Source organism: Rhizobium sp. 05N49, from assembly GCF_056396805.1.
The window spans coordinates 1-15,607 of sequence record NZ_JBFTME010000015.1 but is presented as its reverse complement, the minus strand read 5'-3'; the positions used below and the strand labels follow the sequence as shown (position 1 = coordinate 15,607).

At 58.8% G+C, this 15,607-nt stretch carries 12 protein-coding genes; 7 read left to right on the top strand and 5 right to left on the bottom strand.

All coding sequences use genetic code 11. The features are described 5' to 3' along the window. Positions 1-16 precede the first annotated feature (16 nt). Positions 17-1,402 carry an NADH:flavin oxidoreductase gene (locus tag AC1DF8_RS25575; protein ID WP_183880411.1) on the bottom strand — a complete coding sequence of 462 codons (1,386 nt, stop codon included), beginning with the start codon at positions 1,400-1,402 and terminating at the stop codon, positions 17-19. A gap of 508 nt (positions 1,403-1,910) precedes the next feature. Between AC1DF8_RS25575 and AC1DF8_RS25570 the strand changes: the two genes are divergently transcribed. Both AC1DF8_RS25570 and AC1DF8_RS25565 read left to right on the top strand, forming a co-directional pair. Continuing rightward, positions 1,911-3,644, top strand: coding sequence for a hypothetical protein (locus AC1DF8_RS25570; RefSeq protein WP_478155521.1), 1,734 nt, complete (start codon positions 1,911-1,913; stop codon positions 3,642-3,644). 118 nt (positions 3,645-3,762) lie between these two features. Further along, positions 3,763-5,721: a C1 family peptidase gene (locus tag AC1DF8_RS25565; RefSeq protein ID WP_478155520.1), complete on the top strand. Its 1,959-nt coding sequence runs from the start codon at positions 3,763-3,765 to the stop codon at positions 5,719-5,721. Positions 5,722-5,845: 124 nt separating this feature from the next. Here AC1DF8_RS25565 and AC1DF8_RS25560 read toward each other — a convergent pair whose 3' ends face one another. After that, positions 5,846-6,493, bottom strand: a complete 648-nt coding sequence (locus AC1DF8_RS25560; protein ID WP_478155519.1) for a TetR/AcrR family transcriptional regulator — start codon at positions 6,491-6,493, stop codon at positions 5,846-5,848. Positions 6,494-6,558: 65 nt separating this feature from the next. On the opposite strand from AC1DF8_RS25560, the gene AC1DF8_RS25555 reads away from it, so the two are divergent. From AC1DF8_RS25555 to AC1DF8_RS25535, 5 genes are all read left to right on the top strand, one after another. Next, entirely contained in the window at positions 6,559-7,719 is a 1,161-nt protein-coding gene (locus tag AC1DF8_RS25555) for a serine hydrolase domain-containing protein (protein WP_478155518.1), read from the top strand. A 432-nt stretch (positions 7,720-8,151) separates the two neighbouring features. Then, positions 8,152-9,117: a sugar-binding protein gene (locus tag AC1DF8_RS25550; RefSeq protein ID WP_478155517.1), complete on the top strand. Its 966-nt coding sequence runs from the start codon at positions 8,152-8,154 to the stop codon at positions 9,115-9,117. A gap of 72 nt (positions 9,118-9,189) precedes the next feature. Further along, positions 9,190-10,731 (top strand): sugar ABC transporter ATP-binding protein, encoded by a 1,542-nt coding sequence (locus tag AC1DF8_RS25545; protein ID WP_478155516.1) that lies wholly within the window; start codon positions 9,190-9,192, stop codon positions 10,729-10,731. Between the two features lie 41 nt (positions 10,732-10,772). Continuing rightward, positions 10,773-11,798 carry an ABC transporter permease gene (locus tag AC1DF8_RS25540; RefSeq protein ID WP_112542382.1) on the top strand — a complete coding sequence of 342 codons (1,026 nt, stop codon included), beginning with the start codon at positions 10,773-10,775 and terminating at the stop codon, positions 11,796-11,798. A 636-nt stretch (positions 11,799-12,434) separates the two neighbouring features. Beyond that, a complete protein-coding gene (locus AC1DF8_RS25535; protein ID WP_162710002.1) occupies positions 12,435-13,145 on the top strand; it encodes a phosphatase PAP2 family protein in 711 nt (236 codons plus the stop codon). Between the two features lie 3 nt (positions 13,146-13,148). Here the strand turns inward: AC1DF8_RS25535 and AC1DF8_RS25530 are convergent, their stop codons facing one another. The 3 genes from AC1DF8_RS25530 to AC1DF8_RS25520 form a co-directional block, all read right to left on the bottom strand. Continuing rightward, a complete protein-coding gene (locus AC1DF8_RS25530; RefSeq protein ID WP_478155515.1) occupies positions 13,149-14,480 on the bottom strand; it encodes a sensor histidine kinase in 1,332 nt (443 codons plus the stop codon). Then, complete coding sequence (locus AC1DF8_RS25525) at positions 14,477-15,136, bottom strand: response regulator (RefSeq protein WP_112542385.1); 660 nt, start codon at positions 15,134-15,136, stop codon at positions 14,477-14,479. The genes AC1DF8_RS25530 and AC1DF8_RS25525 overlap by 4 nt, the downstream gene beginning before the upstream one ends. Positions 15,137-15,358: 222 nt before the next feature. Next, positions 15,359-15,607 (bottom strand): outer membrane protein (locus AC1DF8_RS25520; protein WP_478155514.1); only part of this gene is annotated, 249 nt, incomplete at its 5' end.

The window sequence follows — 15,607 nt, the reverse complement described above, 5'->3', positions numbered from 1 at the left end:
GCGTGCGATGCGGGCCTCAATGGAAGGTCGGCGGCTCGAAAACCGACATGACCTGCTTGATCATCTCGCTGTAGCGATCCTCGAAGGTCGCGCCGTCGAACCGGCTGAGGTCATAACAGCCGAGCGGGTTTTCGAGATCGTTGAGCAGACACTTGTTGCAGTAGGTGCATTCCTTCTCCGGGCCGTTGGCCTCGGCTAGGATCTTCGGCAAATCGTTGTTGGCGACCAGCGGGCGGGCCATGGTGACGCCGTCGCAGGCTTTCGAACGGATGGCCTCGGCGATCCTGTCGGCATGCTGGAACCCGCCGGTACAGAGCACCTTGATCGCAGGGTCGATCTTGCCGATCGCTTCGGAAACGGCGCGCGCATAATCGAGATTGATGCCCTCGATGACCTTGCCCCGACGCCAGCGCCAGAGCGCCTGGAAGGCGCGCCCCAGCAGGGGATTGGAAAAGATCGCATAATTCATCGGCGCTCGCGTGCCTTGCGAGAGCATGCCGTCGTACCAGCGATGCAGGTCGTTCAGCGGCAGGTCGCCGGCCGGATTGCGCGGATGCGGAAATGTCGAGCCGCTGGAAACATGAAAGGAGTCAACGCCCTTGCCGCCGTCGAGCAGCATTGTGCAGATCTTGACGGTCTCGTCGAGCGTGTTGCCCTTCTTTATCCACGGATAGAGCCAGTCATTGTGGTCGACACCGTTGATCTTCATTTGCAGGTGAAAGTCCTGGCCAACCTCGCGGCGGATCGCCCTGACGATCTCGAGCACGAAACGCGCCCTCCCCTCCCAGCCGCCTCCATATTCGTCCGTCCGGTCGTTGATGCCGGAGCTCAGGAACTGCGTCAGCAGATAGCCGTTGGCGCCGTGAAGCTCGACACCGTCGAGCCCTGCCTCGCGTGCGCGCCGCGCCCCTTGCGCGAACTGCTCAACGACCTCGGCGATCTCGGGTTTCGTCATCGCCTGGGCGAGCAGTCCATGGAAGTAATCGCTCTTGTTGGTCGAGCTCAGGCCCCTGTTGAACAGGTTTTCGACGCCGCCCATGTCCTGCTGGCGGCCGGAATGGCTGAGCTGCATGATAAACCGACAGTCATGGCTGTGGACGCGGCTGCCGACCTCCCGCCAGAACGGGATCTTGTCGTCGTCGTCGATCATCGCGTAACGCACGAGGATACGGCCGCGCACCGAGACCGGGGTAAAGGATGAAATGATGCAGCCGATCCCGCCGCGCGCGAACTTCTCCTCCCAGTTCAGCCGGGCATTGCCGCCGTGGCCGTTATAGTCGTCGAACTGGCCTGATATGTTGGATCGGAAGAGCCGGTTCTTGACCCTCAACGAGCGAAATTTCAGCTCGTTGAAGATGAGGGTCGCGTTGTCGGCGTGTGTGTACTGGCTATCTGGGTGCATGCAGGGCCTTCCGAATGACGAGCAACAGGAAAACAAAAAGCCGAAATGCAATGCGAGGTTTATAACCCCCAAGTGTTATGGACGGTAATGCAATCTAATGTAGTTTGCAAATGGATTTCGGTACCGCCTATCGCAGCAATCGGCGCCCCTTAGGTATTAGAGGACGAAGCTGCAGGCACTTACATTCACAACGTTGGTCGTGTCCGGCATGACCGTAAGCTGCGCATTTCATGTCGAAGTATTTGCGTTCGCTTCAGAAGCGGTAGCACGTTCTGCAAGAGAAGCCGCAGCCGGTTCGGAGGTATTGAGCGCCTATATCGCCAACCATTTCGCTTCGACGCCTGCATCGTCGCGCATTCACGCGGCCTCGATCTGAGGCGGATATCGCTTGACAAAATCCGACGACTGACTTTACTTAAACTTGCAATTTTTCTTCATGACATGGATTAGATGAACGCGTGCCGGCCGTGCACGCATGTCGATTCAGGTCGTCTGGCGGGGGGCTGGAATGCGGAAGTTGCTTGTGATTTTCTTCCTGTTCTTCGCGATGTGTGGAGGCGTTGGCGCTCAACAGACGTGCCAGGGCCAAGGCAGCGCGTCGTGGCGTGGTCTGAATATAAACCAGACAAGCTGCGACAATTGGAACGGCGGCTTCATCCCTCAAGCCGGCGAATACTAYGTCGCTCTGACGTTCCGTTTCGAACTTAAGTCGAGACCGCCGGGATCGCGAAGCACCGCGTCGATCGGCGCGATGTTCAAGCGGATTTTCACGTCGGCTGACACCGATGAAATCACGATTTCGGTGGCACCGCGGTTGGGTAGCTACGTATCGACCGAGCGTCCAATCTATTCTTACRTGGCCAACAACACCGAGCGCACGTTCGGCACCAATAGCGATTTTGAATTCAGCACGCCGTATATCCGCTACGACAACGACCCTCTGAGCTTCGTCCTGAAGGCCCGTGCGACGACCAAGGCGAACTTCGATGTGAAAGCCCTGCTGGATCGCGTTAAGCCGCTCATAGACGTCGCCGGAGGAGGAGTTATTTCGGAGGCGGCAAAACCTGCGCTGGACGCGGCGACCGAAATTACCGACAGCATTCTTACCTCCTACTATAGCTTCGAAGAGTCATCGAACGCGACCTTCGGTTTCGCCGAGAGATCGCGTGACGGTGTGATCAAACGCGTTCTCGTCCTCACCACTCCGCAAGGCGATGATGAGGTGGGCACTCTGACCGCAACTGTAAAGTTCCGGAGATCGATGGTCGCCGGCAACGACATAGGTTGGAGCGAGCTAACCCGGGATCTGCCCGCACCGGACTATTCGAACGTCAATACGAATATGCTGTCGATCCAAATGCCGGCAATCGGGGATCAGAAGAATACCCTGTTCTCCAGCCTTGCCGCGGATGACGATAAACGCGCGATGCTTTCGAAAGTCGCATATGGAACAGGCCCGATCGTCGAAAACGACTGCCGGCAGCTTCGGCAGACAATTTTTAGCAATTTCGGCTTTAATGACATCGACACGCTCCGGACAATCTACGAATTGCTGGAAATGGGCGGCAGGCAGGACCTCTATACCCGCGGCTCCAGGACGTGCTTCCAGGGACGTGATTGGAACAAGTTATCGGACTTCAAGATAATTCCCGACGATCTTGAGGTACTTCCGGATAAAAGGCTGATCGATTATTTCGCGACGGGCTTGCGTCTCGGCTTCAAGCCAAATTCGATCTACCTGGAACAGATTGCCGATAATCTCGAGCAGGTCGAGGACAATACCGGAGAAGCCGTGCTTTCCTGCACGGGCGTCAACAAGTCGAGAACGGAAGTCGCCGCCTGCCTGGACGGGTTCAGGCTCAATCGATACTCCGTCACCTCAGCAGAACAGAGCCCGATCACAATTGTGGCCACACGTCGGAGCCAGATACTGGACGCTTTGGCAAACGTCGCCACCGAACCTCCGATCGTGCCCGCGTCAGGTTCGGCCACAGGCTCGCAAAGCAACACGTCGACGACAACATCGATGACGGACGCAAAGGCAGCGGCGAAAATCCCCGATCACATTTACCGCTTTCTACTCTTCTACGACGGAAACAAGAGAATACGGCAGATCACACTGGAGAAAGCCAGGCGGGAGAACGTCGGATCTGACCTGGTCGAACAGCTATCCTTTCCCTGTTGGATTGCTGCTACCGGCCAAAGTCAGTCCTGTGCCGATATTCCTGCCGACCAGCGTTAATCTCGTCGCGGAACGACTGATAATCGACGCGAAGAGCCCTGCGATCGGTCGATGCTGACGATCCCGACGGATCTGCTTTTCCTCTCATAATCACTCGTCTCAGCACCGGAGGTCCAGCATGCCAACGTCCAAGAAAGACCCAGCACGCACACTCGATGCGTTACCGGACACAATAGACTTTCGCGATACGATCTTCATACCAACGCTGGTCCGTGTTCCGGCGAAATCGGACCTGCAGGCATATCGTAACTTCAAGATCCCGATCCTGGATCAAGGGAGCGAGGGAGCGTGTACGGGGTTCGGTCTCGCGACCGTGGCGAATTACCTGCTGAGAGCAAGGGGCCAGAATCCAACCGCGGACGAAGTCAGCGCGTGGATGCTGTACGCGATGGCAAAGCGCTACGACGAATGGCCCGGCGAGAATTACAACGGCTCGAGCGCGCGCGGCGCGATGAAGGGCTGGTTCAAACATGGCCTCTGTGCTTACGCGCTCTGGAAGGAGCGAGACCCTGACCCGACCCTCGAAGAAAAACGGTCGGCAGATGCTTTGGCCCGGCCGCTTGGAGCATATTTCCGGGTCAATCATAAAGACCTGGTGTCGATGCACGCCGCGATTTCCGAGACCGGAATATTATATGCCACCTCACGCGTACACGACGGCTGGCAAGCGGTGAAGTCTGGCGACGAGAACATCGAGTACCGTCCCGGTGTGATCGGTGGACACGCCTTCGCCATCGTCGGTTTCGACCGGCGTGGTTTCTGGATCCAGAACAGCTGGGGCGACAAATGGGGCACGAGCGGGCTCGCGAATCTCTCCTATGCCGACTGGCTTGCAAACGGCTCTGATGTCTGGGTCGCCGCTCTCGGTGCGCCCGTCGATCTTACCTCCTCCCTGGCGACCGCCAATATGCGTGCCAATGCGCCGCGAAGCTACGAGAGCCAGATCTACGCCGATCTGAGGCCGTACATTATAACTTCAAAGAACGACGGCGTTCTGGACGACAAGGGCACTTATGGTCTGACGTCGGAGGGTTTGAAGACGCTCGTTACGGAGCGGATGCCCGCGGCGATGAAATCCTGGAAGCGGAAAAGGGTGCTCTTGTACGCCCACGGTGGCCTCGTTGGTCAGGACGGCGCAATTCAAACGGTGTCGAGCAATCTCGCGCCGTTGCTGCAGTCGCAAGTTTATCCTTTATCTTTCATTTGGCGCTCGGACGCGTGGACGACGATCGAGAACATCCTGCGCGATGCCGTCGGACGCCGCCGTGACGAGGACGTTCTCGACCGGGCCAAGGACTTCATGCTCGATCGGCTTGACGACACACTCGAAGTGCTCGCGAGGAATCTGGGCGGGAAAGCTCTTTGGGACGAGATGAAGGAGAACGCACTCCTGGCTACCAGCAACAAGAACGGCTCGGCAAGGCTCGTCGGTGATCACCTTATCGACCTGTATAAAGCTGGAAAAATCGATGAGATTCACCTGGTTGGTCACAGTGCTGGATCGATATTTCACGCCCCGTTGGTCGAGAAGTTCGCCGCGGCGAAAGTCCCGATCAAAAGCTTGAACCTCTGGGCTCCGGCCTGCACGATCGAACTTTTCAAAAAGGCGTATCTTCCTGCAATAAAAAGCAAGGCGATCGAAGAATTCGATCTCTATACGCTGGACGACGCAACGGAACAGGATGACGACTGCGCCCAGATCTATCATAAGTCGCTGCTCTATCTCGTCAGCAACGCATTCGAAAAATCCCCGCACATCCCCGCCATACGGCCTGGAATTCCGTTGTTGGGCCTGGCGAAGGATGTGGACGCGTCCCAGGCATCCATATTCGACGGAGACCGCCTCCGATGGCTCCTTGCGCCAAGCGGCGCAAGCGACGCCAGACATCACGGCGATTTCGACAACGACAAGGCAACGTTGTTGTCGACGTTACAGCGCATTCTCGGCACATCCGTATCTCGGGTGGCGGAGGATTCGCTCAGGAAGACCCGGTTCGCGTCGAACGTTCAGAAGAAGGAATTCAGAAGGCAACTGGAGCGCAAGCTCGCCAGCGATGCTGCCGTCACAAAGTACTGAAGATGTTGTGGATCCAACGTCGGCAATCGCACTCGGTCTGTGGGGCTGATTTGCTGGCATCGCGTGGGCGATGTCAGCTCACCACGCATAGCCTTCGGGTACATAGCGGGGTATCAACTCTTCTTCAGTTCGAATGGTAGCGGCCGAGTTCGTTCATGGCGTGCGTCACCATTTCCATCAGTTCCTCCGACGTGGCCCCGTCACGCGCCTGGACGGACATGCCCTGTACGATCGCGCCCAGAAAACGCGCCAATGATCTTGCATTCGTGTCGGGGCGAAGCTCCCCATCCGCTATTCCGCTCTCGATACGCGCTGTGAAGGCATCGAGCGTCTGCTGGCGAAGCGAGGACACATGATAGGCAATGTCTTCGTTTTCGGAGGCACAGTTGAGCACGGCCGTGGAAATCATGCAGCCTTTCGGGTGATCGGGGGCAGTAAAGATCATCGCCGAATTTATCAGGAAACGTTCGAAGGCGGAAACCGTATCAATCTGCTCCCTCAACGGATTGCCCGGATAGGGCCGGGGCATACGGCGATATTGGTCAAGAGCCTCCCGGTAGAGGTCTGCCTTGGACTGAAACGCCGCATAGAGGCTTTGCGGCGTGATGCCCATGGATGCCGTGAGATCGGCGATCGACGAGCCGTCGTAACCATGCTCCCAGAAAACGTCGCGCGCCGCCGCAAGCACCGTCTCGCGATCGAAAGCGGGCGGGCGGCCACGCTTGCGTGCCGTGGATTCTTTATCGCTATCCTTATTTTTCACAACGATCACTCTAGAAATCAAAATCGATTCAGGTTATTCAGGAACGATCATTGTGATATAGGAGGTTTGGTCGCATGAGTCTCCCTCTCGAAACTGCTGTTGCAGACAATTCCCTGGCTAGAAGCCTCGACGCCGTCATCGATCACACGCTCTTCGAAAGTCGGCTCGTGGGTGCGGTCGTTCTCGTTGCTCGGCATGGGGAACTCGTCTACCACCGCGCTGCCGGCCTGGCCGACCGCGAGGCGAACCGCGCCATGACGGAGGATACGATCTTCCGCTTGGCATCGGTAACGAAGCCGATCGTTGCGATTGCGGCCATGCGCCTTGTCGAACAGGGGCTGATCGAACTGGACGATCCCGTGACGAGATGGCTGCCGGATTTCCGGCCGCGTCTCGCGGACGGCAACGAACCGGTGATCCTTATCCGCGATCTCCTGACGCATACGGCCGGCCTCACCTACGGGTTCGCGGAGGAGAATGGCCCCTATGTTCGCGCTGGCGTTTCCGATGGGCTGGCGGAGCCTGGCCTGTCGCTGGTCGAAAACCTCCGGCGTATCGCAAGCGCGCCCCTGCTCTTCACGCCGGGCACAAACTGGCAATATTCGCTGTCGATGGATGTCATCGGCGGTGTCATCGAAAAGCAAACCGGCACCAGGCTTGGCGAGGCGATCGAAAAGCTTGTGACCGGCCCCCTTGGACTAAGCGACACCGCGTTCCACATTACTGACCGCGAGAGACTGGCGGCCGCCTATAAGAACGCCTCACCCGAGCCCGAGCGCATGGGCACGGAGGCATCCGTCGCGGCATTGACCGGATCGGTGAAGTTCGCGCCGGACCGCATCTTCAATCCGGAGTCCTATCATTCCGGCGGTGCCGGCATGGCAGGGACGGCGCGTGAGGTGCTCGCGATACTGGAGACGATCCGTAGAGGCGGAGCACCGCTTCTTTCCAAGGAGACGGTGGCCCTCATGACCCGCGACCAGGCGCACGGCGTGCGCCAGCCGCTGGACCCTGGGATCGGCTTCGGTTTCGGATGGGCCGTGGTCACCGATCCCGTCGCCGCGCAGACACCGTGGTCAAAGGGCACCTATCGCTGGGGCGGGGTTTATGGTCACAGCTGGTTCGTGGATCCACAGAAGGAACTGACGGTCGTGGCGCTGACCAATACTGCACTGGAGGGTATGTGGGGGCAGTTCACCGTCGACCTGCGCAATACCATTTACGGCGCCCTCTGATCTCGTATCCGCTCTAGCGAACACGAGGAGCCCTTGCGCTGGTCCGATTGACTCGCGCAATTCGGGGATTGCAGCAAAACAGCAATTCGGACACGGACCTGCCTCGGTGGAATTGCACCGCGCGCCGGCGGCGCGCTGCCGGCGGACTGGCCGTTGGTTGGAGGATATCGAGTGATGGCGAGTTCCCCTGAAAAAGGAACAAGCGGTCGCGGGGCAGCGGGTACAACTTCTCCATCGAACTGCTATGCCGAAGCTCCTGCTACTCCCACTAATATTACTATTTACTAATTGAGATTCTGGTATACCGTCGGAGGGCGATCGGCACCCATGCCAGACGTCGCCTTGCGACAGGCCCTTGGAGGGGGCGCGCGCATTCGGCCGACCGTAAGTCGCGAACGGGCCCTCGCAATTGCGGCCTTCGGGAGGAGTATTATGAAACAAATGAAACGCAAGAATGCTGCCTTGTTTTTCGCCGGGTTGATGCTGAGCGCGGTGCCTCTGGCTGCATCCCACGCTGCCGACAAGCCGACGCTCGCATTCGTCGTCAACGGAGCGTCCGACTTCTGGAAAGCCGCCGAGGCGGGGGTGAAAAAGGCGCAGAGCGAAATGCCTGATTACACCATGGAGCTCAAATATCCTGAGCAGGCGGCCGTCGCCATTCAGCAGCGCCTGATGGAAGATCTTGTCAGTGCTGGCGTCAAGGGGATCATGGTTTCCGCCGTCGATCCCAAGACCCAGACGGACGGCCTCAACAAAATCGGCTCGCAGACGGCTCTCTTCACCACCGACAGCGACGCACCGAAGACCAATCGCGTCGCCTATATCGGCTCCTCGAACGTTGATGCCGGCAAGCAGGCCGCCGAAATCGCCAAGAAGGCGATGCCGGACGGCGGCAAATGCATGGGCTTCGTCGGCCTGCTGGGTGCCGATAATGCTCGCGAACGCATCGAAGGCATGAAGGAGGGGCTCAAGGGCACCAAGATCGAGCTGGTGGACGTTCGCGGGGACGACATCGACCAGACCCGTGCCAAGAAGAACGTCGAGGATGCGCTGGTCGCCAGCCCCGATCTGACATGCATGGTAGGCTTCTATTCCTACAACACGCCACGCATCTATGAGGCGCTTCGTGACGCAGGCAAGCTTGGCCAGATCACCGTCGTCGGCTTTGATGACGACCCGATTACACTCGGGGGCGTCAAGGAAGGCACGATCGCCGCGACCGTCGTCCAGCAGCCGTTCGAATGGGCCTATCAGGGCATGAAACTGATGGCCGCCTACCTCAAGGGCGACAAGTCCGGCGTTCCCGCCGACGGCCTGATCATTATCCCCACGGTCATCATCGGCAAGGATGACGTGGACAAATATGCCGCCAACCTGAAGGCTATGGCCGGAAAATAAACCGGCTTCGCGGCAGCGGCCCTCGCCGCTGCCGCTGAACACGTTGACATTACCAGCAGTCATGGGCAGGCGATGAATCATAGCAGCGACATCCCGTCACCGGGCGTGCCCTCAACGCCGTTCCTTTCGCTTTCCGGAGTTGGCAAGACCTATCCAGGCGTCGTCGCACTCGAGGGTCTTTCACTGGACATCGCGCCAGGCGAGGTCATCGGCCTCGTCGGCGAAAACGGGGCCGGAAAATCGACGTTGATGAAGATCCTCGGCGGCGTGATTGCCCCCGACCGGGGAAAGATCCTGCTCGACGGGACAGAGCTTCGTCACCTCACTGTGGAATCGAGCATCTCGTCCGGCATCGCCTTCGTGCATCAGGAACTCAATCTCTTTGAGAATCTCGATGTCGCCGCCAATATCTTCCTCGGGCGCGAACCGCTCAAGGCGGGACCTTTCAAGCTCGTCGATCGCGATCGATTAAGGGAGATGGTGAAGCCGCTTCTGAAGCGCGTGGGCGCGCATTTCTCCGCCGACACGCCAGTCGCATCGCTCTCGCTCGCCGAGCAGCAGATGGTGGAAATTGCCAAGGCGCTATCCATCAACGCAAGGCTGGTGATCTTCGACGAACCAACATCCAGCCTTCCGTTGGCGGAAACCGAACGGCTGCTCAATATCATCAAGTTGCTGAAGGCGGATGGCATCAGTGTGATTTTCATCTCGCATCGCCTCCACGAGGTTGAGCGCGTCGCCGACCGGGTTGTAGTCCTGCGCGATGGTGCACTTGTCGGCACGCTCGCAAAAAAGGACATTGGTCACGATCAGATGGTCAAGCTGATGATCGGCCGGGCGCTTGCGGCCCGTACGGCAAAGCCGCAGCGCTCGCCTGGATCAGTTGCGCTGAAAGCAAGCGGCGTGCGTACTGCGGCCTATCCCAGTCGCCCCGTCGATCTTGAAATGAGGTATGGAGAAATCCTCGGGCTTGCCGGCCTCGTCGGGTCTGGCCGCACCGAGCTCGCAAGGGTGCTCTTCGGCATAGACCGCAGTTACGGCGGAGCTATTGTGCAGGACCGAGAAGAAATCGTGCTTCGTTCCGCCCGGGACGCCGTTGCTCGCGGTATTTTCCTGGTCCCGGAGGATCGCAAGCGTAACGGCATACTTCTTGATTTCCCGATCGCCCAGAACATAACCCTTGCCGACCTTCCCGCGCTCGCCAGCCGCTTCATGCTTTCAGCCGAGCGGGAGATTGCGGCGGCCGAAAAGCAGCGCGCTCGCCTCGGCATCAAGGCGCCCTCCGTTTCGACACGAACCGGCACTTTGTCGGGCGGCAATCAGCAAAAGGTGGTGCTTGCCAAATGGCTGTCGATGAGCCCGAAGGTGATGATCTTCGACGAGCCGACACGCGGCATCGATATCGGCGCGAAGAACGAGATTTACGGACTTATGCGGGCGCTTGCCGATGCCRGAGTTGCGATCCTGATGATCTCCAGCGACATGGAAGAGGTGATCGGCGTTTCCGACCGCATTGCCGTCATGCATGAAGGCCAGATCGCCGGCATCCTCGATGAGGATGAGTTCAGTCAGGAAAGCGTCCTTTTGCTTGCTGTCGGTAAAGGCGTAAAATAGCAGCTGCGGCAATATAACTGGGTATCGGGAATGGATCTCGCATGGTCAAAAAAGATCTTGGACTGCTGCTTCTCATCGTCGTCGTCGGGATCGTCGTCGCCGTCATCAATCCGCGCTTCCTGCTGCCGATCAACCTGGCGAATACCGCCAACCTGATCGGCCTGTTTGGTATCCTGTCGATCGGCCAGGCCTACGTCATCATTACAGGCGGCATCGAACTTTCCGTCGGATCGCTCGTAGCCCTGCTCGGGGTGCTGTTTGTCGATTTCGTCGCCGTCCAGGACATGCCATGGATGCTGGCGCTACCACTCATTCTCGTGCTCGGCGCGGGTATAGGTGCCATCCACGGCTTGCTGATCACCCGACTGAACCTGCAGCCTTTCGTCGTCACCCTCTGCGGTCTCCTTATCTATCGCGGTGCAGCGCGCTTCTATACGGCCGACGGAACAGCGGGCTTTGCGTTCGGTCAGAACTTTCCGGACCTCGAATTTCTGACGGCCGGACGGTTCTACGGCGTTCCCAACACCTTCATTGCGCTTGTCATCATTTCCGTGGTCATGTGGGTGATATTGCATCGCTCAATCTTTGGGCGCTATCTCTACGCGATCGGCAAGAACGAGGAAGCGGCCCGCTATTCCGGTATCCGTACCGGCCGGATGGTAATGTCGGCCTATGTCATCTGCGGGCTGCTGACGGCGCTTTCTGCGATCTATTTCGCCATGTATACGCGCTCGATCTCGCCGGCGAGCCATGGCCAGTTCTATGAACTCTACGCGATTGCCGCTGCCGTACTCGGCGGCTTTTCGCTCCGCGGCGGCGAGGGATCGATCGTCGGCGTCGTGCTCGGAACGGTTCTGCTCCAGGAATTGCAGAACCTCGTTAATCTGCTCGGCATCCCGTCTTCGCTAAATTTCGCCGTCATGGGTGGTGTTATCCTTATTGGCGTCCTCATCGACCAACAATGGCACGCAATCCGCGCACAGCGGCGCCTTGTGTCAGCAGCCAGGCAGACCGAGGCCCGTGTTCCGGACGAAGGCACAGTGCCGGTAGTTGCCAGTCAGGACTAGGCCTCCTTGCCGGCAAGAACCGGCTTGCAAGGGTTGAGCTGATCTATGACGGCGGCGATATCGTCCGCCCAAAGCTGCAGCTCAGCGGAATATCCACGTCAAGGGGAGCACCCGATCCGCCATGGCCGCGCAGGCCGAGGCAACGAGGCGGAAATTCTCTGCACGCGTGCTCTCATTGGCTTCCAGCAAAGATGCTCTGTGGCCATCCGTGAATGAACAGTATCGACGGCGCGTCCTCTTCCCCACATACCCTGCGCCGCCAATTACACTGTGAACGTCCATCATCGTGCCCTCCCGTCAGCATCACACCAGCGAGAAATTCTCGTTGTGACTGCCCGACCCCGCCCGCCGTCCGCTCGGATTTCTCAAGCCGGGAAAATCGCCTTCAGGCTGTTGTCAGGCTGATCGGCTATCGAACTTCGCAGTGGAGTGATGTTCCCGATCACCCCTCTTGCCGAGATTACCCACGGAAGTTCGATTACAGTGAGCGTACAAGCCACCGACGTCCCCGCGATATCCAAAAGGTCTGCCTTGCTCTTCGTCGCCTTCGCTGCGGCGACAGACCGAATTCTGGGACGCGCTCGAAAGCGCTTGCGGGCAGGTTACCGGAGATTTTTTGCCAGCCAGGCCCAGATCGTGCCCTCGCGCAGAGCGCTCCTGGAGAGACCCACCTTCATACTTCTCGTCTTTTTCCTGGCGTCGCTCGTGACCATGAACGAGGCCGATCTCGCCCTCGGTGTCTGGATGCAATCCGTCCCGAAACAATTGCACGGCATTATCAACTGGCTGAGCGACCTCGGGACAGGTCAGCTCCTCCTGACCGTCACGGGTATCATATTGCTTTCTCGCATCGTGATGCCTCTCGGCGGTTTGTGCCGCTCGACAGTCCGCAAAGTAAATGCCGCAACCGCGATTACCGCCTTCCTGTTCCTGTCTGTAGCGGGCGCAGGTATTGCAAGCGCCTTGGCCAAGAACATCGTGGGGCGGGCGCGGCCAGAACTGCTCGCGGTCGACGGACCATTCTATTTCAAACCGTTCGCTTTCAATTCGGAATTCGCCGCTTTCCCGTCCGGCCATTCCGCGACTGCGGGCGCGATGGCAATGTCGGTCGCATTGACGTTTCCGGCGCTCCGGCCCTTCGTCGTCGCAATTGGCGTTGCGATCTGCCTCTCCCGTCAGATGATCGGCGCACACTGGGCAAGCGATACGATCATGGGCTGGGCGGTCGGCGCCGCATTCACGCTTTGGCTCGCCCACCAGTTTGCCCGCAGACAACTCGTCTTCAGCTACGCGAACGATGGGCGGCTCCAGCCCCTGTCCTGGCGTCTCGACGCTATTCGGGCCTGACGATCATTCAGGCAAAAAGATACGAGCTTCGAACCCTTCCGAGCGGCCGCTCGCCGGCGATCGAAGTTCCAATACACCTCCCATATGTCGGACGATCGTATCGGCGATGGAGAGCCCCAGACCAGCGCCCCTGGCGGACGTCGCCCCTCTTCGAAACCGGACTTTCAACCCATCCAGATCGGCCGCAGATAATAACGCGCAGTCATTAGAGATGCTGACGCTGCCGTCGCGGTTTACCGACACGTCGATTATGCCGGTGGGGCGTCCGTGGAGGATGGCATTCTCTATGAGATTGCTGACCACAATGCCGAAAGCATCGACATCGACGGCTCGCATAAGGGGATCTGCCGATGGGCTGTAGGCGAGACGGTGCTCTATGGCAGGACTGCGGCGATAGTCGCGGACGATCAGGTCAAGCACCTGACGAAGATCGCTCGTCGCAGCCGTCTGCCCAAGACCGGCGTCAGCTCGGGCAAGCTGGAGAAGCTTTTCCGACGTGCGTCCGAGCTTTAAGAGCGCCGCCTCGATATTGCGGGCACGCGCTTTCATGACCTCATCCGGCAACTCGGCGAGAAGTCTTTGCGTCTGCGCAAGCGCGCCGGCCACGGGCGTGCGAAGCTCGTGAGCACTGTTGGTGGCGAACTCCCGTTCCGCGGCTATCGCCGCCCGAACGCGCTGCAAAAGCAGGTTCACCGACTGAGCGATGGGTTTCAGTTCCCGGGGTACGGTCTCGGTCTCGACAGGCGACAGGTTGCCACTGCCCTTTTTTGAGATCGCCTCACGCAGCTTGTTGATCGGATCGACGGCTCTTCTGGCAATCCACGTCATCAGGAGAAAACTGAGCGGAAGCAGAATGGCAAGCGGGATGAGCATCGTCACCGCACTCTCCCGCACCGCCTCACGCCGGTGGCCGAAGCGGTCCGCCGTCTGCAGGAAGAGAGAGCCATCCGCGCTCATTGCCGTATAAAATCGATACTTTTCCGTGTCGTGGAACCCGACGGTCAGGGGGACATCGAATGGCTCGAGCGGTGCGTCTTTCGAATGAAAGACAACCGCTCCGTCCCTGCCGCGAACCTGGTAGACAAGATATTCCTTTTTGGACGGGGTCGATGGCGCGCGATGCGCTTGCTCTCCCTCCTGAACATTCGGCAGTTGTCCCTCTTCCACGATCGCCAGCAATCGTTCGGTCGTCTCCTCGAGCGCATTGTCGAAGATCTCGTCGAATTCCGACCCCATCACCGAGATCCCAAGCCCGATGGCACCAAGCCAGAACAGCACCAGCACGCCTGTGAGCGCGGCTATAAGAGGTCGGACGATGCTTCGATCTCTTCTCATTCGACCGCCAGCATGTAGCCGAGCCCTCGGGCGGTCCTGATCTTCTCCATTCCGATCTTCTTGCGCAATCTGCTGATATACACCTGCACTGTGTTGCTTTCGACCTCCTCACCGAAAGCATAAAGGGCGTCCTCGATCCGTTTCAGGGTAACGAGTTTTCCCGGACGCTCGACAAGCAGATCGAGTAACGCCCACTCGCGCGGAGTCAACTGAACGTCCTGTCCGCCGACGCTGATAGAGTGCGACGATCTCTCTATCACGATATCCGCAACCTCGATGGTATTTCGCCGACGTCCCTCGTAGCGGCGACGAACGGCAAGGATTCGCGCTTCGAGTTCGTCGAGGTTGAAGGGCTTGATCAGATAATCGTCCGCGCCCGCGTTAAGTCCGGCGATGCGGTCTGATATTTGATCTTTGGCGGTGAGGACAATCACTGGAGCCTCCCCGCCCCGCGCCCGAAAATATTCCAGGAAGACCAGACCATTGCCGTCCGGAAGATGCAGATCAAGGAGAACGAGCCCGTATTCGAATGACCTGCTTGCGGCTTCTGCATCGACGACCGTGCGGACCCAGTCCGTCGCGTAACCGGCCGTATTCGTGTGATCGCGAACCGCCTCACCGATAATCTCGTCGTCTTCGACCAGGAGAATACGCACAATCCGTCCCTTGCGACCTAGTGGCTGGTTGCACCGTTGTTAGCTTGGTCCAGCAGCCGTCCCGAGGATAAAGCCAACAGGACCATATCGTGCCGATGCACCATACGGCCAGATGCTTTTCCGATCTCGGATCGGCTATCGCGAAACCGCCGACCCGATGATTGCGACTGATGGGATGGGCAGCAACCTGCGTCGGGTATCAGCGCTTATCGCTTGCGACGATCACCAGTGATAGGAGATACCGACATTGACCGCGTTGGTGACGATGTTCGTCTTCAGGCGGTCGCCGCTGTCGATCGGAACATCGACGCGCGAATAGGTACCCTTGTATTCCACGAAGGTCGACCAGTTGTCGGTGACGCGGAAGTCGACGCCGGCCTGCGCCTGGAAGGTTACGCCGCCGAATTCGTAGTCGAAGGTCGTGCCCTGGGGACGGGTGACTTCGACATGCGGAATGTTCACGCCGACGCC

Coding starts and splice junctions, on each gene's coding strand:
- AC1DF8_RS25565 (WP_478155520.1), top strand. CDS start 3,763: ATGCCAACGTCCAAGAAAGACCCAGCACGCACACTCGATGCGTTACCG.
- AC1DF8_RS25530 (WP_478155515.1), bottom strand. CDS start 14,480: ATGAGAAGAGATCGAAGCATCGTCCGACCTCTTATAGCCGCGCTCACA.
- AC1DF8_RS25575 (WP_183880411.1), bottom strand. CDS start 1,402: ATGCACCCAGATAGCCAGTACACACACGCCGACAACGCGACCCTCATC.
- AC1DF8_RS25540 (WP_112542382.1), top strand. CDS start 10,773: ATGGTCAAAAAAGATCTTGGACTGCTGCTTCTCATCGTCGTCGTCGGG.
- AC1DF8_RS25550 (WP_478155517.1), top strand. CDS start 8,152: ATGAAACAAATGAAACGCAAGAATGCTGCCTTGTTTTTCGCCGGGTTG.
- AC1DF8_RS25555 (WP_478155518.1), top strand. CDS start 6,559: ATGAGTCTCCCTCTCGAAACTGCTGTTGCAGACAATTCCCTGGCTAGA.